Genomic DNA, 20627 nt, shown 5'->3' with positions numbered 1-20627 from the left:
AAAAGCTTCCGTTCACGCGCCACTTCGGGCGTACCGAAGCACCGAGAGGCGGTTTGGGTATCATCGCACCTGTCCGGTCTTCACATTCGAGTGAAGGAATCTCTGCCCATGTAGGCGATCAAAGGAGCTTCGGTTGGCATCCGTGAACGATCCAGTGCACCGTAGCGACGTGCCGCCGCCGATCGACCTCGCCGGGCACATGAGAGAACTCGGTCGTGCTTTCCTTCCCGCGCTCGTCATCGGCTTGCTGGTGGGCGCTGCGGTGTTCTTCGCCCGAACCGAGTTGAGCGAGAAGCATTACTCGGCATCGATCGTCACCGAAATCAAACCTGCGCAAGCTCTGGTGCCCGGTGATGCGTTCATCGAGCAGATGCGAGCACCCTTCATCGGTCTCGCGTCGGACAACGACGTGCTCGAACAAGTGGTTTCGGAGGTGGACACGGACTGGACCGCGGGCACGCTCGCGTCCAACCTGGCACTCGAGCCCGGCACCTCGCCTGCTCTGCTGGTCTTCACCGTCACGGCGCCGTCACCGGAACTTGCCCTCCAGTTGACCCAGTCGACGGTCTCGACGGTTGCGCAGGCCGCCAACGCGAACAGTGCACGCGACACCCAGAGCCAGCTCGAACAGCTCCAAGCAGCGGTGGCTGCGGAAGAAGCGCGGAACAACGCGCTTCCGGACGGGGACGCCAAGACTGCATCGAACGCCACTCTGAGTGATCTTCGAGGCCAGCTGGCACAGGTACAGAGCGGCGGTGGTGATCAGCTCGTCGTTCTGTCGACTCCCGAACAAAGCGATACCCCGGTCTCCCCCAAGCCGTTCTCGGAGGCGTCGGTTGCCGCGCTCGCGGCATTGGTCATCGCTGCAGAGCTGATCGTGCTGCTGCGCAGCAGAATCGGATCGCGGCCGACGCGGGCGTGGGCAAGCCGGGTCGCCAAGAAGTACCGTGCCAGTTTCGATCCTCAGGGCGGAGATGCGCTACCTCCGTCGGTGGTCGGCAGAATTGCAGCACGCGAGCGCGGGGGGCCCCGCACGTCGGGTTCGGCGCGGCATTCCGCTCCCGGACGCGACGGCTACGAGGCCGTCATCCTCATCGGCCAGGACGCCGAGTCCAACGCAGGCAGCACCACCCCGATCGCCGGATACGCGGTCGCCGAGGCGGTACCGCCCCAGGACGGGCGTGCGTTCATCGAGGGAGGTCTGGCGAGCGAGTGGTGGACGGTCGTCGATGTCGCGGACGTCGAGAGTGCCGTGGTGATTCTCTCGAAGGGCGGCAAGGACAGGAAGGCCGCCGAGCACGCACTTCGCCGCCTGCACGAGTTCGCCGTACCCACGTATCTCGTGCTGCAACAAGCCAGTAGCAAACGACGCAAGAAGTCTGCCGAGCCACAGAATGCGGAGGCCCCGAGCAATGACAACTGACCGGGTTGCAATCGTCCACGAGCGACTGACCGAGATCGCAGGTTCGGAACACGTCATCGAACAGCTCGCGCTGCAGTGGCCCGAGTCCCAGGTGTATGCCGCGGTCGCACGGGCACAGGGCATTCCGAAGGACCTGCCTCGCCCACCGAAGACGACGTTCCTCGACAGGGGATACAAGGCACTCGGCGAGCGCTCCTACGCCCCGCTGCTCCCGCTGATGCCCACGGCGTTTCGGCACTTGGAACTCGGCGACATCGACGCCGCCATCGTCAGCCACCACGCGTTCGCGACGCAGGCTGTGTTCGCCACCGACGCACCCGTCGTTGCGTACGTGCACAGTCCGGCGCGATGGGCGTGGGATCCAGCGCTGCGCGCGGGCGAGGGCGGCGGCAAGGCAGGTGCCGCGATTCTCACCGCGTTGTCCGCTGTCGCGCGCAAGTGCGAGATCGCTGCCGCCCCGAAGCTCCGCACCGTGGTGGCCAACTCGTCCGCGGTCGCCGATCGGATCTCCAACTGGTGGGGACGCGACGACGCCGTGGTCGTTCATCCCCCCGTCGACACCGAGGGATTCACACCCGACGCGTCGGTCGAGCGCGAGGATTTCTTTCTGCTGGCGGGCCGTCTCGTGCCCTACAAACGGCCGGACATCGCGGTGAAGGCCGCCGCGGCGGCCAACATCAAACTCGTGGTTGCGGGCGACGGTCGCGCGATGAACGCATGCCGAGAGCTCGCCGGGCCCAACACCACGTTCCTCGGTCGTGTGTCGCACGAAGACCTGCTCGGGCTTCATCGCCGCGCTCGCGGCCTGCTGATGCCCGGTGTGGAAGATTTCGGGATCGTGCCGGTGGAGACGATGGCGACGGGCACTCCGGTGATCGCTCTCGGTGAGGGCGGAGCGCTCGACACGGTCGTCCCCGGAGTGTCCGGTCGACTCGTCGCATCCGGTTCCGACGAGGAGGTGGTCGACGGGTTCGCCGCGGCGATGTCGTCGTTCGATCCGTCGGCGTTCGACCGGCACGAGATCCGCGCCTGGGCGGAAGGGTTCTCCCGGGCCAACTTCCGAGCCAAGATGCAGGAGGTTCTCGATGACATCGTCTGACCGCACGACAACGTATCGATCCACCGCGATGGATCGAGTGTTCGCCGAAGCCCGCACCATTGCCGTCATCGGCCCGTGCGTGACGTTGGACGAGGACGCCATCCGCAAGGCCCTGACCGTGGCAGAGCAGAGCACGGCGACTCCTCGGCTCGCAGTGGAACCGGACACTCACACCGTCCAGTGGCGCTACCGTCGAAACCTGGGCGAGCGGACCCCGATCGCGCACCTACCCGCCGAGGACAGTCACGACCTGGGCCACCTAATGGGCGTGATCCGGCGTCGCCCGGGCGTTCGGGAGCCACTGGAGGTGGTCATCGCAGGCGACTACATCGCGGTGGACTACTCGCACGGCGTCGGTGACGGTCAGATGGGTGTGCTGTTGCTCGCCACTCTGGGCGGAAACATCGATTTCGGCCGCGCCCCGGCTCTCGCCAAAGGCTTGCCGAGCAACACCACGTGGACGGCGATTCGCCACCATTACTTGTCACGTCCTGCAGCACTCCGAGATTTCTGGCGCCTGCGCAAACAGAACAAGAAGCCGCCTCGCCTGGTAGCGGGTGCCACCAAGCGCATCGAGGACTGGGAGTCCGGCAAGACGTCGCGAGCGGACTTCATGGCCCCGGATCGTGTTGCCCAACTGAAGAAGTGGGCGTCCACCCAACCGGGCAAGGCGACGACCGCGTCGGTCACCATCGCGTTGTGGATTGCCGCACTGGAGGCAGAAGGCGTGACCGTCGACGAGTCGGTGATGATCCTCTTCAACAGCCGTCGCTACCTGCCGCCGAAACTTCAGGACGGCCACGGCAACTTCGCCGTCGGTATTCCCGTTCGGATTCCTCCGTCGCCGAGCGCCACGGACATCGCGGCCCTGATGCGGCAAGTGATCGATTCAGGTTGGCCCATAGCGATTCTGGGGATGTCTCAGATCAAAGCCGCTCTGAAGCGCTCGGCTCCGGCCGCGCACGCGTCGACCGAACCCTCGATCGAGGTCAACGACCGCATCCGCCTCGCAGTCAGCGATCTCGGCAAACTGACCATGTTCGACGACGGACTGTGGATTCGCGACGAGCGGCCGCCGCGCCTGGCCGCGTTCCTCGAACCGGACGGGCCCGACGGTGCCACTCTGCTGGTGTCGGAGATCGACAACGGGCGTACGTTCACTGCGTCGTTCTGCGACAAGATGATCGACCCCGCGGTGATCGAATCCGCTCTGCGTCGGATGTGCGACGACCCCGTCGGGACCCTGCAGGCCGAACCGAAGTGATGACCGATGATCCGTGGAGCGCTCCGTGCACGAGCAATCGCCGCTGCACTCGTCGGCGTCCTTGCACTGGCGGGGTGTTCGAGCTCGTCCGGTGACGGACCGAACGACGACGCCACGGCGACGGACGGGTCACCGGGTCGGTTGTTGGCCGAGCCGGTCGAGTTCCTGGGGTATCCCGCGCTGGCGGACCTGACCGGCACGTCGGTATCGGTGCGTTATGCCTCGACGTCCGGTATAGACGGCTCCCCCACCGAGGTCACGGGAGTAGTGTTCGCGCCCAAAGGAACTCCGCCCGAGGGCGGGTGGCCGATAGCATCCATCGGACATGCAACGACCGGGGTGAACAGTCGATGCGCCCCGTCGACCCGTATCGGCCTGCTGGGCAGCCTCACGACGATCATTCCGTTCCTGTCCAACGGGTATGCCGTCACGATGACCGACTACCAAGGCCTCGGCACCTCGGAAGTGCACCCGTACCTGGAGCCGACGACGGCCGGTTACAACATCATCGACGCGGTGCGCGCGGCGCGGGAGGTGCTGCCGGAGAGTTCCACAGACTGGGTGGGGTACGGGGTGTCCCAGGGAGGGCAGGCCGTGTGGTCGGCCAACGAACTGTCCGACGACTACGGCCAGGGCCTCCAACTGCTCGGCACGGTGAGCATGTCCCCCGCCACCGACCTGACCGGGTTGGTGGACGAGATGCAGAACGGCACCTTGACCACCGCCCAGATCGCGGCTCTGCCGTCCATCCTGAGCGGTATCGCAGCCAAACATCCCGAACTCGAAACGAGCGACTACCTGCACGGAGTGCTCGAACGCAGAAGCGACGCGTTTCTCACCTGCCTCGGCGAGAACTCCGCACTGCAGTCCACTCTGGCCGACTCCGTTGTTCCCGCCGACTACGCTCCGGTGTCCCCGCAGGCAGCGGACCGGTTACGGACGTGGCTCGCCGAGTACAGCATTCCGAAAGGGCCCGCGCCCCAGCCGATGTTCGTCGGTTACGGTGACCAGGATCAGCTCGTGGCACCGCAGTGGACGATCGATGCCGTCCGCCGGGGATGCGCCATGGGCGATGTCATCGAAGTGCAGGTTGCAGCCAACCAGGGCCACGGCATCCTGAATCTCGGTGCACTACCGGCACAATGGCTCGACGGACGTGCGGCAGGCACTCCGCCGCCGAACAACTGCGGCGGTTGATGGCCGCTACGCCAGGGGCTTCGGCGGCAACCCGAAGGACAGTATCGCGGTGTCGTCGGACAGCCCTTCGCCGAAGCCCGTCAACAGTTCTCGGAGATCGTCGACGAAGTCGAGGGGTGATGCGGGCGATCGGGCGGTGGCGAACTCCAGCAGTGCGCCCTCGTCGTCGTAGCGTTTCCGTCCCACTCCGGTCCGAGCCTCGGTCAGGCCGTCCGTGTACAGCACGAGTGTGTCCCCCGGCAGTAACTGCACGCGCAGCGACACGAACCGCGGCGCGGGGAGGATGCCGACCAGCTGGCCGCCGGTGGTGTCGAGATAGCTCGCGGTGCCGTCCGCTCGCATCAGCAGCGCAGGTGGGTGCCCGCCGCTGGCGAGTTCGACGTCGAGCCGGCCTTCGCGCACGGTCATGACGCCGAAGATCACGGTGCAGAATCGCGAGTCCTCGTGGCCGAATTCGTGGAGCAGAAGCGAATTGAGGTTGTGCAACACCTCGACCGGGTCCTGGGCGTACACCGCCGCCGTGCGCAGCGAGTATCGCGTCGCCGACGTGACGACGGCGGCGTCCGACCCCTTCCCACACACGTCTCCGAGGAAGAACCCCCATCGATCGTCGGACAGCGGGAACAGATCGTAGAAATCGCCTCCGACGTCGTCCTGCGACGCGAAGTGGTAGTACGCGGCGGAGTCGACGCCTGCGGGTGGTGACAGCGCAGGCGGCAGCAGCGAGCGTTGCAGTGTGCGTGCGAGCACCTCGACGCGCTCGCGCTCGAGCTCGGCACGCCGTCGTTCGGCGATCAGCTCCCGCTCGTACGCCCGCCGCTCGCCGGCATCGAGAGCGGTGATACGGACCAGAGCAGGAAGCCCGTCGGGTCCGCGACCGATGTTCGCCGTCACGAACATCGGGTGGCGCTCGCCGTCACGGGCTACGAGGTCGAGCGCGACGCTGTCCACCGTTCCGCGGGTGAACAGCAGGGGCACGAAGTGCGTTTCGTAATGGATCCGACCTCCCGCCGTCAACAACTCGGTGAAGCGCAGACCGAGCAGTTCCTCGCGCTCGAATCCGAGCCACCTGGTCAGCGTGGAGTTGACCTTGGCGATACGGCCGTCCGGCCACGTCGAGAGGTAACCGCACGGTGCGTTCTCGTACAGATCCTCCGCGGATTCGACGAGGAGCGGATCGACGTCGCTCACGTGCGGCCGACGAAGGACAGTATCGCGGCCGCCGTCAGGTCGGGATGGCTCACGTGCGGACAGTGTCCACTGGCGTTCAACGTGATCAGCTCACTGCCGACGATGTTGTCGTGGACGAAGCGGCCGACCTCTCGCGGCGCCAACGCGTCGTGCTCGCACTCGATGACGAGCGTGGGGGTCACGACGCGCCCGAGGTCGGTGCGGTTGTCGGAGAGGAACGTCGCGCGGGCGAACGACCGGGCACAGGATGGATCCGTCCGACAGAACGTGTCGGTGAGTTCGGCCGCCAGTTCGGGACGATCGGGGTTGTCCATGATCATCGGTGCGATCGCTGCGGACCAACCGAGGTAGTTCGCATCGAGCGATTCGAGTAGTTCGTCGATGTCGCCTCGGGTGAAGCCGCCCTGGTAGTCATCGTCGTCGATGTAGCGCGGTGACGGCGTGACCAAGACCAGCTTGTCGAAGAGTTCCGGGCGCTCGGATGCGGCGAGCACCCCGATCATCGACGCGACGGAATGGCCGACGTACACGACGGGACCGAAATCCAGATCGACGAGAAGATCGACGACGTCCGCTGCGTACGCGTCGAGTCCGGAGTAGTCCTCCTCGTTCCATGCGGCCAGGTCCGATCCGCCCGCCCCGACGTGGTCGAACAACACGACGCGGCAGGTGGAGGCCAACAGCGCGGTCACGCCGCGCCACAGATGCTGGTCGCATCCGAATCCGTGCGCGAGCACGACGGTCGGGCCGTCGGGAACCCCGGTGACCCTCACGTTGTTCTTCACACGCACATCCATCGGCACAGTCTCTCACCTGCTGCTACGTTCGGACGATGGTACCCACGACACCGGAGTCGCAGCCGCCGTCTTCCTCGGGTCCGCGCGGCGCGACATTGACCGGAGACGGCTGGACCGTGACCGTCGCGTCGGTGGGCGCGGAGTTGGTGTCCGTACGAACACCGTCCGGGCGAGAATTGTTGTGGGACGCGGGTCCGCAGTGGCGTCGGCACGCCCCGATCCTGTTCCCGTGCATCGGCCGATCGCCCGGTGATTCGGTCACCGTCGACGGGGTGGCGTATCCGATGCCGCAGCACGGGTTCGCCCGAGACATGGCATTCACACTCACCGCGTCGTCCGACGACACGTGCGAATTCGAGCTCGCCTCCGACGATCGCACTCGCCGTCATTACCCGTTCGATTTCGCGCTGCGGGTCCGTCACCGTGTGCGCGGCAGCGAACTGAGGTCCGACTACAGCATCGTCAACACCGGTTCGCGGATCATGCCCGCGTCCTTCGGGCTGCACACGGCGTTTCTGTGGCCCACCGAACCGGCTGCACGTGAAGCCAGCTCCGTCGTGTTCGCGGAGGCTCAGTCGGACCGTGTCCACCGCGTCGTCGACGGTGTCCCGCTGCCCGAGCCACAGCCGTCTCCGCTGTCGGGGCGAACCTTGGCCCTCTCCGACACACTGTTCGACGCAGGTGCCGTGGTGTTCGAGCGCGTCGCGGGGACCGAGGCCACATACAAGTCCGAAGCGACGGGAACGTTGACGCTGACGTGGGCCGGTTTCGAGCAATTCGCGGTGTGGTCTCCGCCGTCGCGTGCGGGTTTCGTGTGTCTGGAACCGTGGGCGGGGCTGCCCGCTCCGGAGACGTCGAACGGAGAGCTGGGCGCCGGACCGGCGACTCTGGTGATACCCCCGGGGCAGGAACGCGTGTTCTCCTGCACCGTCGACCTGGACGCGGAATAGTCGCGACAGACGAACAGTTGAAGCGACAATGAAGAAGATCGGGTTCCTTTCCTTCGGCCATTGGACGCCGTCGCCCCAGTCGCAGACACGCTCGGCCTCCGACGTTCTGCTGCAATCGATCGATTTGGCGGTCGCCGCCGAGGAGTTGGGTGCCGACGGGGCGTACTACCGCGTCCATCACTTCGCCAACCAGCTTTCGTCGCCGTTTCCGCTGCTCGCAGCCATCGGAGCGAAGACGAGCACCATCGAGATCGGCACCGGCGTCATCGACATGCGGTACGAGAACCCCTTCTACATGACCGAGGACGCAGGGTCTGCGGACCTGATCTCCGGAGGAAGACTGCAGCTCGGCATCAGCCGTGGATCGCCCGAGCAGGTCATCGAGGGGTACAAGTACTTCGGGTATTCCCCGAAGGAAGGATCCGATCATGCCGAGATGGCGCGCGAACACACCCGCGTCTTCCTCGACTTGCTGGAAGGTAAAGGGTTCGCGCAGCCGAATCCGCGGCCGATGTTCCCGAACCCCCCGGGGCTGCTGCGCCTCGAGCCGCATTCCGCGGGACTACGCGAGCGCATCTGGTGGGGTGCGGGCAATCGCGAGACTGCCGAGTGGACCGCACGGCAGGGTATGAACCTGATGAGCTCGACGCTACTCACCGAGGACACGGGCATTCCGTTCCATCGGTTGCAGGCCGAGCAGATCGAGCGGTTCCGCAAGACCTGGGCCGACGCCGGCCACTCGCATCAACCACGAGTTTCCGTCAGCCGCAGCATCTTTCCCATCGTCAGCGATCTCGACCGGGCTTACTTCGGACGTCAGGCCGACGGCCAGGATCAGGTCGGATACATCGACGGCGGCATCGCACGTTTCGGCAAGTCGTACGCAGGCGAGCCCGAGCAGCTGATCGAGGAGCTGGCGGGCGACGAGGCCATTGCGGCCGCCGACACCGTGTTGATCACCGTCCCCAACCAGCTGGGCGTGGACTACTGCGCACATGTCATGGAGGCTCTGCTCCGCGACGTCGCTCCCGCTCTGGGCTGGCGCTGACCGACGATGTTTGGGCCCCGGCCGGACCGGTTACTCGCGTAATCGGCTGCGGGGGCCCGGGCATTCGTATGCCCCCGAAATGAGCCAAACAATTTGAAATACAATTGATTTCGGCTCATTTTGCGGTTTCACGACACAGACGCGGTGTTGGCGTTACGTTTCAGGTGTGGCAGAGCGGGGGGCCAAGCCCCAGGTATCTTTTGTGCGAAGAACAGCGCTTCGCGCGGTTCGAATGCTGTTCAACCCGTTGAGACCGGACGACTATCTTGCGTTGATCAACCCGTTGTGGACGACGCGGGAACTGCGTGGGCAGGTAGTTCGCGTCGCGCCGGAGGGCTCGGAGGCGGTGTCCGTCTTCATTCGTCCCGGCTTCGAATGGGCTGGTCACGTGCCAGGACAGTACGTCCGGCTCGGTGTTCTCATCGACGGTCGTTACCACTGGCGGGCCTATTCCTTGACGTCCGACCCGGACCCTGTCGACGGCCTGGTCAGCGTAAGTCCCAAACTCGTGCCCGAGGGGACTGTGTCGCCGTACCTTGTCGGCACCATCCGCACAGGCGACATCGTTCGTCTCAGTGAGGTCGAAGGCGAGTTCACCCTCCCCGACCCGCTGCCGGAGAAGATGGTCTTCATCAGCGCGGGCAGCGGCATCACGCCGATCATCAGTATGCTGCGCAGCCTCGACCATCACGACCAGGTTCGAGACATCGTGGTGGTTCACTCGGTTCACACCCGCGAGCAGCTCATGTTCGCGGACACCCTCGACGAGCTGGAGGCCAAGCACAACGGCCTCGCCGTGAAGCTGCGCATCACCAGCGACGAAGGCCGCATGAAGGCGACCGAATTGGACGAACTCGTGCCCGACTGGCGAGAACGTGACGCATTCTGCTCCGGCCCGGGTGAGCATCTGGACGATCTGAAGTCCTACTGGAAAGACCAGGGCGATTACGACAGATTCCACCACGAGAGTTTCCAACCGGTCATCGGGGGGAACGCGGAGGAAGGTGAAGGCGGCGTGGTCGCGTTCACCAACAGCCAGAAGAAGGTCGAATGCGACGGTGGAACGACCATTCTCGCGGCCGGTGAGGACGCCGGTCTCGACCTCACCTTCGGGTGCAGGATCGGCATCTGCCACACCTGCGTGGGAACTCTGAAATCCGGACGGATACGGGACCTTCGAAACGGGGACGTCTCAGAACCGACCGGCCAAGCGGTACGCATCTGCGTGAACACAGCGGAAGGCGACATCGAAATCGAGCTTTGACATCTTCTGGGAGGACATAGATGACGATCGACGACGCAACCAGGACCGACCCGAGCAGGACCGAACCGGTCAATCCTCTGGCGCATCTGAGCGACGAGACCATAGCCGAGCTCGCCAAGGAGTTCGACGCCATTCACGACGAGGTGTACGCGAGCCTCGGCGCCAAGGACCGCAAATACATCACGTCCGTCATCGCAGCTCAACGGCAGTTGTTGGTTGCCGGCAGAGTTCTGCTTCTGGGCTCGACGAGCAAGCCCGCCTGGGTTGCAGGTACCGCGTGCCTCGGGATCGCGAAGATTCTCGAGAACATGGAGATCGGCCACAACGTCATGCACGGTCAGTGGGACTGGATGAACGATCCGGAGATCCATTCGTCCGTGTGGGACTGGGACACCGCGTCGACGGCCCAGTCGTGGAAGCACTCGCACAACTACGTCCATCACACGTACACGAACATCCGTGGCAAGGACAAGGATCTCGGTTACGAGATCATGCGCATCGACCCCAACCAGAAATGGCACCCCGTCTATCTCGCGCAGCCGTTCTACAACGTTCTGCTGATGGCGTTCTTCGAATGGGGAGTCGCGCTGCACGATCTGGACATCGAGGCGATCCGCCGGGGCGAGAAGCCCGTGAAGGAACTGGTCCGCGATCTCAAAGGAATTGCAGGAAAGGCACGCCGGCAGTTCGTCAAGGACTACGTGGGTTGGCCGACCATCAGTGCGGGCGCGTTCGCTCTGGCGCAGCTGGCGAGCGGCGGCCGCCTGCGTGAGAGCAAGAAGTCGAGGCTAGCAGCGAAACTGCGTGGCTCCAGCCGCTTCGGAAAGTCGAAGAGGACGACCGGTTTCCTCGACTCCCGGTTCAGCGGCGTCGAGAGCACGTTCCTGGCGACCCTGGCCGCGAACTTCACCGCCAACATCATCAGGAACGTGTGGTCGCACGGCATCATCTTCTGCGGTCACTTTCCGGATCAGGCCTACACCTTCAGCCAGGAGGAAGTAGAGAACGAGACACGGGGCGGGTGGTACGTCCGTCAGTTGGTCGGCGCCGCGAACATCGACGGCGGGCCGCTGTTCCACCTGATGAGTGGCAACCTGAGTTACCAGGTCGAGCACCATCTGTACCCGGACATGCCGAGCACCAGGTACTCCGAGGTGTCGCCCAAGATCAAGGACATCTGCGAGCGGTACCAGCTCCCGTACAACACCGGACCGCTCATCCAGCAGTGGACCATGGTGCATCGCACGATCGCGCGTCTCGCCTTACCGGGTGGCAAGGCTCGGCCGAAGCCCGGACCGTACCGACCGGAGGAAGCATGGCGCCGCAAGTTCGACGATGCTCCCTCCGAGAGCGAGGCCGCGCGGTCGCGTAGCCGCGTTCCCGCAGGCCATCCGGACGCAGGTCCGGAGCACTCGTCCGGTGGCGTCGACGTCGAGCCGCCGCCCCGCGGCGACGACTGACGGTCTCGGTTCACAGCACACCATGTCGGGCGTCCTCGGTTCATGGAACCGAGGACGCCCGACGTGTGTTCCGGCTGGGTGTGCTCAGGCCTCGTGGCGTGCGTACAGGGCCCGGGCGGCGGCGTCGAACTCGGCGGCACTCATCCGGCTGTCGACGGCTCGCTTGACCAGTTCGGCATGAGTCTCGCCCGCCAACCCCGTCAACGGCTGGTCCAGATCGAGGTTCGACGGGAACGCGTACCCCTCGGCCGACGCAGCGATGACGTTCTCCACGTCACGGGTGCGGCCGCTCTCGGTCCACTCGAGCAACGTCGGGTACAGAGCCGATCCGATGGCTTCACGGTCGACGCTGTCCAGTGCGCGGCCGAACGCCGAGGAGACCTGCAGCAGATTCGCCATGCGGTAGATGTCCGTCGACGTGTTGTGACCTGCCGCATGGAAGAGCGCCGGGTTGAAGAAGACGGCGTCGCCCTCCTCCAACGGAAGCTGAATGTAGTTCTCCGCGAAGTACTCCCGGAACTCGGGCAGGTTGAACGCGATGTACCCGGCCTCGAACTTCTGGGAGTAGGGAAGGTACATCGTCGGGCCGCTCTCGATCGGCATGTCGCAGTGAGCAACTGCACCTTGAAGGGTGAGGGCGGGCGACAGACGATGGACGTGCGCACGGAATTTCGCGGCGGTGTCCGTCGACATGAAGCCGAGGTGGTAGTCGCGATGCGGGTTCTGAGCCGCACCACCGGGATTGACAACGTTGATCGCCGAGGTGACCTGATACATCGGGCCGAGCCATGCCTCGGAGACGAGAGCGAGAATGTCGTTGGAGTAGTAGCGGGCGTAGAGCTCCGGCTGGACCAAGGCCAGCTTCTGCAGCGCAGACCAGATCCTGTCGTTGGCGCCCGGCTTGGCGAAGTGATCGCCACCGACGACGCCGGTTGCGTGCTGCTGCTCGATGATTCGCCGGTACTCCGCCGTCGTCTCCGCAAGCGCGTTCTCCGACGTGAACGCCTTCTTGAACACCACGATGCCCGGACCGTTCAGCAAAGCGTCGGCGAGCTCGTCCTGGATGTCCGAGCGGGCGTCCGCATCTGCGGCCTGCGCCGTCAGTGCGGCGGCGTCGTAGATCAGGACGTTCGACGCGACGTCGGCCGCATGGGGGTAGTCCGCCAGTTCGGTGGTCTGCGCGACGAGTTCACGAAATTGGTCGATGTTGCAGTCCGATTCGCTGAGCCTGTCGGTCCGCGGGGTCTGCCGGATGTCATTGGTCATGATGAGGTTCCTCGAAGTTCGGAGGGATCGTTCCTGGATGCAAGCTTGCCAAGACAGATGTGGCCGATCAACGAAAAAAACCATCAAGATCCCCTCGAGCAACGGACGCGTTTCTCGAGGGGAATTTGATGGATCGGCCCGTTGATCGAGACCTGCGTTCCCGGGGACGATGAGCAGATGATCTCCGATGAGCCGGTGAAGTCCACGGACAATGCGCCCCGAGTCCCCGCCGACATGATCGCCGCGTGCTGGACGTCCGCAGGCAACGTGCGTCCCGACGCCTCCCCCGCGGTGAGCCCGATTCCCATCTCCGAACGGATCGCCGCCGTCGCGTCCGCGGGTTTCGCCGGGATGGGCATCGTGGCGGCGGATCTGGCCGCGATCGAGTCCGGCGTCGGATTGCACACTCTCCGAGCGATGTTGGACGATTCGCCGCTGAAGTTCGTCGAGATCGAGTTGCTGGAGAAATGGTGGATTCCGCGAGGCGAGGACGGCAACACCTTCGCCGTCCGTGACTTGCTGTTCCGCGCATCCGACGTGCTCGGTCCGACTCACATCAAGATCGGATCGGAGAACGCAGAACCTCGCGACCTCGCTCCGTACACCGAACCACTGCTGGAACTCACTCGCCAGGCCGCAGAACACGGAACGCGGATCGCGATCGAACCGATGCCGTTCTCGATCGTCTCGACCATCCCTGCCGGGGCCGATCTCGCCCGATCCACCGGTCACCCCGATTGCGGGATCATCGTCGACGCGTGGCACGTGTTTCGGGCGGGCACGACGTTGGACGAGCTGCGCGACTCGCTGACGTCGGATGTCGTGTTCGGGATCGAACTGGACGACGCCGATGCAGAGGTGGTGGGTACGTTGCTGTCCGACACGATGGACAATCGTCGGCTCTGCGGCGACGGCACGTTCGATCTCACCGGACTGGTCGGGGTCCTGCGCGACATCGGCTACACCGGTACGTGGGGTACGGAGATCCTCTCGACCGAATTCCGTTCCACTCCCCTCGATCTCGCTCTGAAACGAGCGATCGACACCGCACGCGCCTTCGTCGAGTAGTCAGAACATGTTGAACGGGGTGAGCACGCGAATCGCCGACGACTTGGCGGACACCGGCGCCAGCGCGCCTTGCGCGTGCATCAGCATTCGGCATGCTCGATTCGCGTCCGCGCGCAGGTCGTGATCGAGCACGACGGTGATCCGATGCCGGTACAGCAATTCACGGTTGTCGGCGTCCAGGTCGTGGGCCACGAACACCGAACAGTCGCGGCCGAGCTTGTCGAACGCACGCACTATCGCGGAGTTCCCCCCGCCGCACGAGTAGACGGCGACGATGTTCGGGTTACGTTCCAGCGCATCGAGAACCAAAGTCTCGACGCGCGAATCGAGCCCGTCGTTCTCCGCGATCTCCACCACCGACCGCGGACGGTTGTCGCCGGTTCCGGAGATCCGGCGCATGGCGCTTCTGAATCCGATCTCTCGTTCTTCCTCACCGCGGTAGGAGTTGCTGCTCAGGGTGATCAGCACGTCGCCGGGGGTCTCGCCCAGCATTTTGGTGACCAAGTACGCGGCCGTCTCCCCCGCTGCACGATTGTCGATCCCGACGTAGCCGACCCGTCGGCTCCCCGGCACGTCGGTGACGTGGGTGACGACAGGTATTCCGGCTGCCACGACACGGTCGATCGCGTCGACGATCTCCGGAACGGCGGGAGCCTTCACGATGACTCCGTGGGACGACCCGGCAGCGATCCGGTCCAACCGCTCGACGAGCGAGCCGACGGATCCGTGCTCCTGCAAGTGGAATCGAGCTCGGACCAACGCAGGTTCGAGAGCCGGTAGTTCGGCCTCGATCGCGCGTTTGACGGCACCCGAGAATCGATTGGGAGCGGACATGACCACGTCGAACATGAACTTGCGTCCGGCGACTCGCAGCTGAGCTCGTTGATTGTCGAGGTCTGCGATGGCCTTCTCGACCGCGTCCTTGGTCGATTCACGAACGCCTGGACGCTTGTTCAACACTCGATCGACGGTGGCTTCGCTGAGTTCGGCCTGCTGGGCTATCTCGCGCACCCGGTATCGGTGGGGCATGGGTGCTCCTGATGGGATTTCGGCATCCGTACGGCGCGAAGGTCCATCACCGTACCCGCAGAGAATATCAGCGGCCGTGAACCGTTTTTCCTGAATCCAGCATCTCGAATGCGTCGAGGATCATGCGTCGGGCCACGTCGATCCTCCGCTCGTTACCGGCGAACCGATCGAGCAGTGCCCGCTGGAAGATTCCGTCGAGCAGGATGTACGCAGCCCCGCTGTCCAGCGCCGGCTCCGTTCCTCTGAGCGCGCAGAACCTGCTCACGACGCGCCAGATCATCTCCTCGCGTCGGCCCTCGATCTCGAGTACGTCGTCCCGGAACGAACTGTCGAACAGACTCTGATTGCGCAGGTCGTACCACAGTCGATGCACCAATGCGTCCGACTCCAGTGTGTCGAAATACATGGTGCGGAATCCGGTGAGCAGCTGTTCGTCGCTCTCGGCGGCCTCGACCACTTCGTCGTACCGGGTGACGCAGATGGCTTCGTACTGGCGCACGGCGTGCGTGATCAGGTCGAGTTTGTCCGAGAAGTAGTAGTGCAGCACGCCGTGCGAGTACTCGGAGTTGAGGGCGATCTCTCGCAGTGAGGTGCGCGCATATCCCAACTCGGCGAGGGTGTGCAACGTTGCTTGCGCCAGCTCGGTCCGCTTGGCCTCGAACTTGTTCTTGGCGCGCTCCTCGATGCGGCCACGTGCGTCGGCGGCCTCGTTCATCACCCAGCCCTCCCTTCGCGACGAACACCAGCAGGTTCCAACCCTGCGGCGTCATCGCAGTGTATTCCCGACGGCGTTCGAGTTTTCTGGGCACTTGTCCAAATTTTTCTTGACGTTCGTCCAAATATTGCCATAGTGTGACTCGTGACACACAACGGGCCCGGAGTTCTTCTTCCCGAACGCCCCGATCTCGATCCCACCGTGGCCGACTCCTGTGCGCTCGGCCGATGACGAGAGGACCTACTGCCATGCCAACCGACAAGCGTGTAGTCGTGTACGGAGCGTCCGGGTACACCGGCCGCCTGATCTGTGAGTATCTGCGCGAGTACAACATTCCGTTTCTCGCGGCAGGACGCGATCACGCGCGGGTCGAGGCCATCGTGGATGCCGTCCCCGGAATCGATACCGTCGAGCACGACATCGCGGAGGTCGAACATTCCAAAGATGCACTGGTGGAGGCTTTTCGCGGAGCCGAGGTAGTACTGAACACCGTAGGCCCGTTCTCCAGATGGGGTCACGCAGTGGTCGAGGCAAGCCTGGAGATCGGGGCTCATTACACAGACACCAACGGCGAACAGGACTGGATGATCGACGTCGAGAAAAAATACGGCGCGGCGTTCGCCGAACGAAACCTCGTTCTCACACCAGGATTGGCGCAGATGTACAGCATCGGCGAGATCGCGGCGAACATCTGCCTCGAGACACCGGGGCTGGACACGCTCGACATCCAGGTGTTCTGGAAGGGGCATCCCACCGTCGCATCGACCAACACGATCCTCACCAACGCCGCATTCTCCAAGGCGTACTTCCTCGAGCAGAACGAATACGTGGAATGGCCCGCCGAGGACGGTATCTACCAGGTGGTGGTCCCCGGGCAGCACGATCTCGGCCTTGCCTTGCCGTGGGGCGGAACGTCACATCCGGTGTGGTTCAAGAACGATCCCCGCGTAGCCAATGCACGCGCACTCGGCGGCGTCATCAATCGACCGCTCATGCTCGGGGTCCCCCAGATCATCGCTGCGGCGCTCGAGCAGATGGAAGGAAAGTCCGACGCCGAAAAGTACCAGATCATCGACACCATATCGGCGTCCGTACGTAGCGAGACTCCGCCGCGAGAGAATCCACGGATCAACACCTCGTTGGATTCGGTCTACGCATCCGGACCCCTCGGACGGGTGCACACCGTCATCCACGGCAACTGCAACTACAAGCAGACGGCGTTGCTCAACGCGTACGCAGCGTCGCATCTACTTCAGGCACCGCCCCGAGCAACGGGCTTCGCGTCGAGCTGCCAAGCGTTCGGCCACCGTGAACTCCTCGGCGTACTGCGCGCGTTCGGTCTGGTTCTCGATCCCATCGTCACCGCGCACAGCTAGGCCGGGACGATGCGATTGTCCGACTATCTCGACAAAGGGATGTCCCTCGGCCGTGATGCACCGTGTATGACGATGGGTGAGTACACGCGAAGCTACGGCGACGTCCACGACGACACCGTGGCCATCGCGGGGGCGCTTCAGCGTGCAGGTATCGAGACCGGCGACCGCGTTGCCGTGCTGTCGGCCAACGATCCGCGCGCGTTGACGTGCGTGTTCGGTATCTCCCGTGCTGGGGCGGTGTGGTGCCCGGTGAACCCGCGGAACGAGGCCGACGAGAACCGCCAACTCTTCGATCTGTTCGGGTGCAGGTTTCTCTTTTTTCAGAAGGCGTTCGCGGAACTGGTGACCGAGATCCGTGACCGGCTCCCCCTGCTCGAGTGGCTGGTGTGCCTCGACGGCGATGTTCCGGGTGCACTTGCGTACGACCGATGGCTCGCCGATCACGTGGCCGAACCCGACACCAGCCGTCGCCCCGCCGACGGTCTGTGCATGATCGCCGGTACGGGCGGAACTACCGGCAGGCCGAAGGGCGTTCGCCTCACCGAGGAGAACATGATGGTCTCCACGGCCACGGCTCTGATGAGTTACCCGTTCGGCGAGCGGCCGCAGTACCTCGCGCTGGCGCCGCTGACACACTCTGCCGGGGTACTGACTTTTCCCATCCTGAGCCTGGGCGGACACGTGGTGATCATGCCCGCGCCCGACGTCGGCCGGTTCCTGGAGCTTGTCGACGAGCATGGCATCACGCACGCCTTCCTACCTCCCACCGTCGTGTACGGATTGCTCGACCACCCAGCACTGGATTCGACGGACCTGTCGTCGTTGCGGTGCCTCTGGTACGGCGCCGCACCGATGTCGCCGACCCGGCTCGAGGAAGCACTGCGACGCATCGGCCCCGTCCTCGGGCAGTTGTTCGGGCAGACGGAGGCACCCAACATGATTGCCACGCTCGCGCCGGCCGACCATTTCCGAGACGACGGTTCGATCGCCACCGAGCGGCTCGCATCGGCCGGCCGGCCGACGCCGCTCACCACGGTCGCGATCATGAGCGAAGCCGGGCTCCTGCTCGGGCCGGGCGAGCGAGGTGAAATCGTCGTCCGGGGTCCACTGGTGATGGCGGGCTATCACGAGAATCCCGACGCGACAGCAGAAGTCGGTGCGTTCGGCTGGCACCACACGGGCGATATCGGGTACCTCGACGACGACAACTTTCTGTACATCGTCGATCGAGCGAAGGACATGATCATCTCCGGCGGTTTCAACGTGTACTCCGCCGAGGTCGAGCAGGCACTTCTCGCACATCCAGCGGTGAAGGAAAGCGCCGTTGTGGGGTTGCCCGACGACAAGTGGGGAGAACGTGTCTCGGCCGCTGTGCAGCTGAGACCGGATCGACAGGCATCCGAGACCGAACTGATCGCTTTCGTGAAGAAGCGCATCGGAAGCATGAAAGCCCCCAAACAGATAGAGATCTGGGACGACCTCCCCCGCTCCAAGGTGGGGAAGATCCTCAAGACCGAAGTACGCACCACGATGCAACTCCACTCGAACACGAAAGGAAACACACCATGACCGAACTCGAGGGCAAGCGCGTGTTCGTCACCGGATCCGGCGCCGGAATCGGAAAGGCCATCTCGGCACTGTTCGTGCGACGCGGAGCCCGAGTCGTGGTCAGCGACATCGACGAGGCGGCCGCCGCCCGAGCGGCCGAGGAGATCGGCGCGGCCGGGATCGCCAACTGCGACGTCACCGACGAGGAACAAGTGCAGGCAGCCGTCGGGCAGGCCGTGGAAATCCTCGGAGGTCTCGACGTTCTGGTCAACAACGCCGGTATCGAGATCTCGTCACCGCTTCTTCAGCAGTCGACCGAGAGCTTCGACAAGATCTACGCCGTCAACGTGCGCGGGCCGTTTCTGGCCATGAAAGCCGCAATCGGGCCGCTCGTGGAGTCTCGAGGGAACATCGTCAACATAAGCTCGGTCGCCGGCATCGGCGGAAGCCCGCTGCTCGGATCCTACTGCGCCACGAAAGCTGCACTGATCCAGTTGACGCGCGTCGCGGCTGTCGAGATGCGGCCGTCCGGCGTTCGAGTCAACGCGGTGTGCCCCGGGTTCGCGGACACTGCGATGGTGGACCGACTCGTTCCGGATTTCGAGGCGGCAACACAGGTTCCGTTCGGAGACCTGGTTGCCGCCAAGCAGGGCCGACTCGGCACTCCGGAAGACATCGCCGAAGTGGCCGCGTTCCTGGCGTCGGACCGCGCATCATGGGTCACCGGTAGCCACTACGTTCTCGACGGTGGTCTCACGGCATCCCTCGTGTAGCGCGCCGCTACCGGGTGCCGGCGGCAGCGAGGTCCGCGATGGCGTCGATGTTGGTGTTGTCGATGAACGACGGACCGGTCAGCACCGCCTGGCCTCCGCCGATCGTGTTCTTGTTGTTCAGGTACAGCCACAGCGAATCGATCGCGAGGTAACCCTGTAGGTACGGCTGCTGGTCGATGGCCCATTGGACGTCGCCGGACTTGATGGCATCGACCAACGCTGCATTGGTGTCGAAGGTGGAGACAGTCGCGCCGGACCCCGCCGCGGACACCGAATCCACTGCGGTCAGTGCGATCGGCGCTCCCAGCGTGACGATCGAATCGATGCTCGGATCCTGTTGCAGTTTCGCTTGGATCGTCGATTGCACGGACGGCAGGTCCTGTCCGTTGACGTTGAGGTTCTCGATCGTCCCACCGAATCCTTCGGCGATGCCTGCGCATCGCGCTTCGAGCTGAACGGCGCCTTGTTCCTGAATCACGCAGATGGCGTTGGTCGCGCCGTCCGCCTTCAATCGTTCGCCCGCGGCGATGCCCGCGATCCGCTCGTCCTGCCCGAAGTATCCCTGCAGTCCCATGTCTTTCCAGTTGTCGTAACCGGAATTGAAGGCAACCACGGGTAGCCCCTGGTCGATTGCGGACTCGACGTTGGTCTTCATCGCGTCCGGCTTGGCCAGTGTCACGGCGATCGCGTCCACGCCCGAATCGACCGCATTCTGAACGAGATTCGCTTGGCCCGGGGCGTCGACTTCGCCGTTGTAGCGCAGTTCGATGTTGTCCTTGGCGGCCGCGGCCTCGGCGCCCTTGCGGATCAGATCCCAGAAGGTGTCGCCCGGAGGCGCGTGGGTGATCATCGCAATCGTGGCCCTGGGCGTGTCCGCAGTCCCGCCCTCTGCAGACGGGCCGGTCGATTCCGGGGCTCCCCCGGTGCTGCTGCACGCAGTGAGCACCACGGCAAGAGCTATCGATGCGGCAAGTGCGGTCGGTGCGGTGCGCGCGGTGGACGCGGCCCTGCTGCGACGATTCGTGATCACGTGTTGTCTTCCTTCTTCGATTCGAGATGCGCCGGGTACGCGCGTTGAGATGCCAGCTAGACCGAACTATTTGACCGGTCTAAACAACGAGAACGCCACCACTATGAAGCAGGTCAGATCCCTCTGTCA

At 64.4% G+C, this 20627-nt stretch carries 18 protein-coding genes; 12 read left to right on the top strand and 6 right to left on the bottom strand.

From position 1 onward, the window contains the following. The first annotated feature begins 142 nt into the window (after positions 1-142). Genes CH289_RS19290 through CH289_RS19275 form a run of 4 tightly spaced genes read left to right on the top strand, consistent with a single transcriptional unit; the run spans position 143 to position 4983 of the window. A complete protein-coding gene (locus CH289_RS19290; protein WP_256977384.1) occupies positions 143-1423 on the top strand; it encodes a hypothetical protein in 1281 nt (426 codons plus the stop codon). After that, positions 1413-2522 (top strand): glycosyltransferase, encoded by a 1110-nt coding sequence (locus CH289_RS19285; protein WP_020111731.1) that lies wholly within the window; start codon positions 1413-1415, stop codon positions 2520-2522. Before CH289_RS19290 ends, CH289_RS19285 begins: the two co-directional genes overlap by 11 nt. Then, positions 2509-3786, top strand: coding sequence for a hypothetical protein (locus CH289_RS19280; protein WP_231383833.1), 1278 nt, complete (start codon positions 2509-2511; stop codon positions 3784-3786). The genes CH289_RS19285 and CH289_RS19280 overlap by 14 nt, the downstream gene beginning before the upstream one ends. A gap of 6 nt (positions 3787-3792) precedes the next feature. Continuing rightward, positions 3793-4983, top strand: coding sequence for a lipase family protein (locus tag CH289_RS19275; RefSeq protein ID WP_020111733.1), 1191 nt, complete (start codon positions 3793-3795; stop codon positions 4981-4983). A gap of 6 nt (positions 4984-4989) precedes the next feature. Here CH289_RS19275 and CH289_RS19270 read toward each other — a convergent pair whose 3' ends face one another. Together CH289_RS19270 and CH289_RS19265 are read right to left on the bottom strand one after the other, a co-directional pair. Further along, on the bottom strand, positions 4990-6174 hold the full coding sequence (locus CH289_RS19270) for a PP2C family protein-serine/threonine phosphatase (protein ID WP_020111734.1): 1185 nt from the start codon (positions 6172-6174) through the stop codon (positions 4990-4992). Then, positions 6171-6971, bottom strand: a complete 801-nt coding sequence (locus CH289_RS19265; protein WP_019664833.1) for an alpha/beta fold hydrolase — start codon at positions 6969-6971, stop codon at positions 6171-6173. Before CH289_RS19265 ends, CH289_RS19270 begins: the two co-directional genes overlap by 4 nt. 35 nt (positions 6972-7006) lie before the next feature. Between CH289_RS19265 and CH289_RS19260 the strand changes: the two genes are divergently transcribed. The 4 genes from CH289_RS19260 to CH289_RS19245 all read left to right on the top strand — a co-directional run bounded on the left by CH289_RS19260 (position 7007) and on the right by CH289_RS19245 (position 11693). Then, the gene (locus tag CH289_RS19260; RefSeq protein WP_020111735.1) at positions 7007-7921 is read left to right on the top strand and encodes an aldose 1-epimerase family protein; all 915 of its coding nucleotides are present in this window, start codon (positions 7007-7009) and stop codon (positions 7919-7921) included. Between the two features lie 28 nt (positions 7922-7949). Continuing rightward, complete coding sequence (locus tag CH289_RS19255) at positions 7950-8969, top strand: LLM class flavin-dependent oxidoreductase (RefSeq protein ID WP_019664835.1); 1020 nt, start codon at positions 7950-7952, stop codon at positions 8967-8969. Between the two features lie 166 nt (positions 8970-9135). Further along, positions 9136-10233 carry a ferredoxin reductase gene (locus CH289_RS19250; protein ID WP_170947461.1) on the top strand — a complete coding sequence of 366 codons (1098 nt, stop codon included), beginning with the start codon at positions 9136-9138 and terminating at the stop codon, positions 10231-10233. A 20-nt stretch (positions 10234-10253) separates the two neighbouring features. Then, complete coding sequence (locus CH289_RS19245) at positions 10254-11693, top strand: fatty acid desaturase family protein (RefSeq protein ID WP_019664837.1); 1440 nt, start codon at positions 10254-10256, stop codon at positions 11691-11693. Between the two features lie 84 nt (positions 11694-11777). On the opposite strand, the gene CH289_RS19240 is transcribed toward CH289_RS19245, so the two are convergent. Continuing rightward, positions 11778-12959 (bottom strand): phytanoyl-CoA dioxygenase family protein, encoded by a 1182-nt coding sequence (locus tag CH289_RS19240; RefSeq protein ID WP_020111737.1) that lies wholly within the window; start codon positions 12957-12959, stop codon positions 11778-11780. A 177-nt stretch (positions 12960-13136) separates the two neighbouring features. Between CH289_RS19240 and CH289_RS19235 the strand changes: the two genes are divergently transcribed. Beyond that, on the top strand, positions 13137-14027 hold the full coding sequence (locus tag CH289_RS19235; RefSeq protein ID WP_020111738.1) for a sugar phosphate isomerase/epimerase family protein: 891 nt from the start codon (positions 13137-13139) through the stop codon (positions 14025-14027). Here CH289_RS19235 and CH289_RS19230 read toward each other — a convergent pair whose 3' ends face one another. Then, the gene (locus tag CH289_RS19230) at positions 14028-15056 is read right to left on the bottom strand and encodes a LacI family DNA-binding transcriptional regulator (RefSeq protein WP_026347749.1); all 1029 of its coding nucleotides are present in this window, start codon (positions 15054-15056) and stop codon (positions 14028-14030) included. Between the two features lie 67 nt (positions 15057-15123). Then, positions 15124-15771, bottom strand: coding sequence for a TetR/AcrR family transcriptional regulator (locus tag CH289_RS19225; protein WP_020111739.1), 648 nt, complete (start codon positions 15769-15771; stop codon positions 15124-15126). 248 nt (positions 15772-16019) lie between these two features. Between CH289_RS19225 and CH289_RS19220 the strand changes: the two genes are divergently transcribed. The 3 genes from CH289_RS19220 to CH289_RS19210 are packed head-to-tail and all read left to right on the top strand — an operon-like array spanning position 16020 to position 19468. Then, positions 16020-17147 carry a DUF5938 domain-containing protein gene (locus CH289_RS19220; RefSeq protein ID WP_020111740.1) on the top strand — a complete coding sequence of 376 codons (1128 nt, stop codon included), beginning with the start codon at positions 16020-16022 and terminating at the stop codon, positions 17145-17147. Positions 17148-17156: 9 nt separating this feature from the next. Continuing rightward, positions 17157-18716 carry an AMP-binding protein gene (locus CH289_RS19215; RefSeq protein ID WP_020111741.1) on the top strand — a complete coding sequence of 520 codons (1560 nt, stop codon included), beginning with the start codon at positions 17157-17159 and terminating at the stop codon, positions 18714-18716. Beyond that, entirely contained in the window at positions 18713-19468 is a 756-nt protein-coding gene (locus tag CH289_RS19210; protein ID WP_020111742.1) for an SDR family NAD(P)-dependent oxidoreductase, read from the top strand. Before CH289_RS19215 ends, CH289_RS19210 begins: the two co-directional genes overlap by 4 nt. 7 nt (positions 19469-19475) lie before the next feature. Here CH289_RS19210 and CH289_RS19205 read toward each other — a convergent pair whose 3' ends face one another. Next, positions 19476-20498 (bottom strand): substrate-binding domain-containing protein, encoded by a 1023-nt coding sequence (locus tag CH289_RS19205; protein WP_020111743.1) that lies wholly within the window; start codon positions 20496-20498, stop codon positions 19476-19478. Positions 20499-20627 lie beyond the last annotated feature (129 nt).

This window comes from Rhodococcus sp. RS1C4 (assembly GCF_002258225.1).
Taxonomy (GTDB): domain Bacteria; phylum Actinomycetota; class Actinomycetes; order Mycobacteriales; family Mycobacteriaceae; genus Rhodococcoides; species Rhodococcoides fascians_E.
The sequence above is the reverse complement of the archived record's forward strand: the minus strand, read 5'-3'. Positions and strand labels throughout refer to the sequence as shown.

What these genes read in the sequence shown, in the direction of transcription:
- CH289_RS19210 (WP_020111742.1), top strand. Translation starts at nt 18,713, where the DNA reads ATGACCGAACTCGAGGGCAAGCGCGTGTTCGTCACCGGATCCGGCGCC.
- CH289_RS19255 (WP_019664835.1), top strand. Translation starts at nt 7,950, where the DNA reads ATGAAGAAGATCGGGTTCCTTTCCTTCGGCCATTGGACGCCGTCGCCC.
- CH289_RS19240 (WP_020111737.1), bottom strand. Translation starts at nt 12,959, where the DNA reads ATGACCAATGACATCCGGCAGACCCCGCGGACCGACAGGCTCAGCGAA.
- CH289_RS19280 (WP_231383833.1), top strand. Translation starts at nt 2,509, where the DNA reads ATGACATCGTCTGACCGCACGACAACGTATCGATCCACCGCGATGGAT.
- CH289_RS19225 (WP_020111739.1), bottom strand. Translation starts at nt 15,771, where the DNA reads ATGAACGAGGCCGCCGACGCACGTGGCCGCATCGAGGAGCGCGCCAAG.
- CH289_RS19275 (WP_020111733.1), top strand. Translation starts at nt 3,793, where the DNA reads ATGATCCGTGGAGCGCTCCGTGCACGAGCAATCGCCGCTGCACTCGTC.
- CH289_RS19215 (WP_020111741.1), top strand. Translation starts at nt 17,157, where the DNA reads ATGCGATTGTCCGACTATCTCGACAAAGGGATGTCCCTCGGCCGTGAT.
- CH289_RS19235 (WP_020111738.1), top strand. Translation starts at nt 13,137, where the DNA reads ATGATCTCCGATGAGCCGGTGAAGTCCACGGACAATGCGCCCCGAGTC.
- CH289_RS19285 (WP_020111731.1), top strand. Translation starts at nt 1,413, where the DNA reads ATGACAACTGACCGGGTTGCAATCGTCCACGAGCGACTGACCGAGATC.
- CH289_RS19220 (WP_020111740.1), top strand. Translation starts at nt 16,020, where the DNA reads ATGCCAACCGACAAGCGTGTAGTCGTGTACGGAGCGTCCGGGTACACC.
- CH289_RS19265 (WP_019664833.1), bottom strand. Translation starts at nt 6,971, where the DNA reads ATGGATGTGCGTGTGAAGAACAACGTGAGGGTCACCGGGGTTCCCGAC.
- CH289_RS19245 (WP_019664837.1), top strand. Translation starts at nt 10,254, where the DNA reads ATGACGATCGACGACGCAACCAGGACCGACCCGAGCAGGACCGAACCG.
- CH289_RS19260 (WP_020111735.1), top strand. Translation starts at nt 7,007, where the DNA reads ATGGTACCCACGACACCGGAGTCGCAGCCGCCGTCTTCCTCGGGTCCG.
- CH289_RS19230 (WP_026347749.1), bottom strand. Translation starts at nt 15,056, where the DNA reads ATGCCCCACCGATACCGGGTGCGCGAGATAGCCCAGCAGGCCGAACTC.